Here is a 2502-nt window from a genome sequence, read left to right as displayed (position 1 = left end):
CCTAATTCCTCCCCATCAGGGGGAGGTGGCGCGCGCAGCGCGACGGAGGGGGTCAACGGCATCGCCGCCGCTATCCTTCGCCCGCCCCGCTGGACGTCGTCGCGAGGGCCTGTCACACCTGTTCCCAGGCGGCGGGGACCGCTGGCCGGGGGGAGACACTTCATGACCATTGAGATTCACGGGACCTGCGATCCCCGTTTTGAGGCCGTGCGCGGCGCCTTCTCCGGCAACCTCGAGTCCGGCCTCGACGTCGGCGCCAGCTTCGCCGCCACGGTGGACGGTGCCTTCGTGGTCGACCTCTGGGGCGGCTGGGCAGACCCCGGCCAAACCCGGCCCTGGGAGGCGGACACCCTGGTCAACGTCTATTCCACGACCAAGACCATGACCGCCCTGACCGCCCTCCTCCTGGCCGACCGCGGCGAACTCGACTTCCACGCCCCCGTGGCAAGGTACTGGCCGGAGTTCGCCCAGAACGGCAAATCCGCCGTCACCGTCGCCCAGCTCATGGCCCATTCCTCCGGCCTCTCCGGCTGGAAGGAGCCCCTCGCCAAGGCCGACCTTTACGACTGGGACAAGGTCACCACCCTGCTCGCCGCCCAGGCGCCCTTCTGGGAGCCGGGCACGGCCCCCGGCTACCACGCCCTGACCCAGGGCTATCTGGTGGGCGAGGTGGTCCGCCGCATCACTGGCCGCTCCCTCGGGACCGTCTTCCGGGAGGAGATCGCCGAGCCCCTCGGCGCCGACTTCCACATCGGCCTGCCCGCCAGCGAGGACGCCCGGGTCGCCGAGCTCATCCCGCCCCCGCGGGGTGGCGCCATCGGCGACGGCCCCATGTCCGAGCTCACCGCCAACATGTCCAACAATCCCGGCATCGATGTCCGCGAGACCCGCACCCGGGCCTGGCGCGGCGCCGAGATCCCCGCCGCCGGCGGCCAGGGCAACGCCCGCTCCATCGCCCGGGTCCATTCCATCCTCGCCAATGGTGGCGAGGTGGACGGCCGGCGCTATCTCTCAGAGGCTGGCTGCCGGCGCGCCCTGGAGCTTCAGGTCGAGGGCCAGGACCTGGTCCTCAACACCCCCGCCCGCTTCGGCCTGGGCTTCGGCCTCGCCGGCGGCGTCCTGCCCACCCCCAACGCCAGCGTCCTCTACTGGGGCGGCTATGGCGGCTCCCTGGCGGTGATCGACATGGAGAACCGGGCGGCCTTCGGCTACGCCATGAACCGGATGGAATCGACCACGACGGGGGATGTCCGGGGCGTCGGCCTGGTCATGGGCATGTGGACCGCCCTGGCGGGCTGACGAAGGAAAAGAACATGAGCCTTGACGTCCACGGGACCTGCGATCCCCGTTTCGAGAGCGTCCGCCGGACCTTCGCCGGCAATCTGGAGAGCGGGGCCGACGTCGGCGCGTCCTTTGCCGTGACGATGAACGGCGAGATGGTCGTCGACCTCTGGGGCGGCTGGGCCGATCCGGGCCAGACCCGGCCCTGGGAGAAGGACACCTTGGTCAACGTCTACTCCACGACCAAGACCATGACCGCCCTCACCGCCCTCCTCCTGGCCGACCGGGGCGAGCTCGACTTCCACGCGCCTGTGGCCCGTTACTGGCCGGAGTTCGCCGCAAACGGCAAATCCGCCGTCACCGTCGCCCACCTGATGAGCCATTCTTCGGGCCTGTCCGGCTGGAAGGAACCCATCACCGTCGAGGACCTCTACGACTGGGAGAAGGCCACCGCCCTCCTTGCCGCCCAGGCCCCCTTCTGGGAGCCGGGGACCGCCCCCGGCTATCACGGCATGACCCAGGGCTACCTGGTGGGCGAGGTGGTCCGCCGCATCACTGGCGCCAGCCTGGGAACCGTCTTCCGTACCGAGATCGCCGAGCCCCTGGGCGCCGACTTCCACATCGGCCTGCCCGCCAGCGAGGACCACCGGGTGGCCGAGCTCATCCCCCCGCCCCCCGGCCAGGGCATGGCCGAGGGGGACGACCTGCCCGAGCTCACCGACAACATGTCCAACAACCCCCGGGTCGAGGTCGCCGTCACCCAGACCCGCGCCTGGCGCGGCGCCGAGATCCCTGCCGCCGGCGGCCACGGCAATGCCCGCGCCATCGCCCGGGTCCACGCCATCCTCGCCAATGGCGGTGAGGTCGACGGCCGCCGCTACCTGTCCGAAGCCGGGTGCCGCCGCGCCCTGGAGCTACAGGTCGAGGGCCAGGACCTGGTCATGCACATCCCCGCCCGCTTTGGCCTGGGCTTCGGCCTCGCCGGCCCGGCCCTGCCCGCGCCCAACCCCAACACGATCTTCTGGGGCGGCTACGGCGGCTCCCTCGCCATCATCGACATGGATGCCCGCACCGCCTTCGGCTACGCCATGAACCGGATGGCCCCCACCACCACCGGCGACATGCGCGGGTTTGGGCTCATCATGGAAATCTGGATGGCGTAGGCGCCACGCAATTGCTCCCCCAAGGGGGAGCTGTCGGCAAAGCCGACTGAGGGGGTCA

Annotated in this window: 2 protein-coding genes; both read left to right on the top strand. The window is 70.8% G+C overall.

The features are described from left to right. Positions 1 to 162 precede the first annotated feature (162 nt). Complete coding sequence (locus tag WCJ52_RS12685; RefSeq protein ID WP_336903668.1) at positions 163 to 1299, top strand: serine hydrolase domain-containing protein; 1137 nt, start codon at positions 163 to 165, stop codon at positions 1297 to 1299. A 14-nt stretch (positions 1300 to 1313) separates the two neighbouring features. Next, positions 1314 to 2444 (top strand): serine hydrolase domain-containing protein, encoded by a 1131-nt coding sequence (locus WCJ52_RS12680; RefSeq protein WP_336903667.1) that lies wholly within the window; start codon positions 1314 to 1316, stop codon positions 2442 to 2444. The last annotated feature ends 58 nt before the right edge of the window (positions 2445 to 2502 follow it).

Source organism: Phenylobacterium sp. (assembly GCF_037138395.1).
Lineage (GTDB): Bacteria > Pseudomonadota > Alphaproteobacteria > Caulobacterales > Caulobacteraceae > Phenylobacterium.
This window is presented reverse-complemented; position numbering and strand designations above follow the sequence as displayed.

Bases quoted from the DNA above. Each gene is read 5' to 3' on its own strand.
- WCJ52_RS12685 (WP_336903668.1), top strand. From the start codon at position 163: ATGACCATTGAGATTCACGGGACCTGCGATCCCCGTTTTGAGGCCGTG.
- WCJ52_RS12680 (WP_336903667.1), top strand. From the start codon at position 1,314: ATGAGCCTTGACGTCCACGGGACCTGCGATCCCCGTTTCGAGAGCGTC.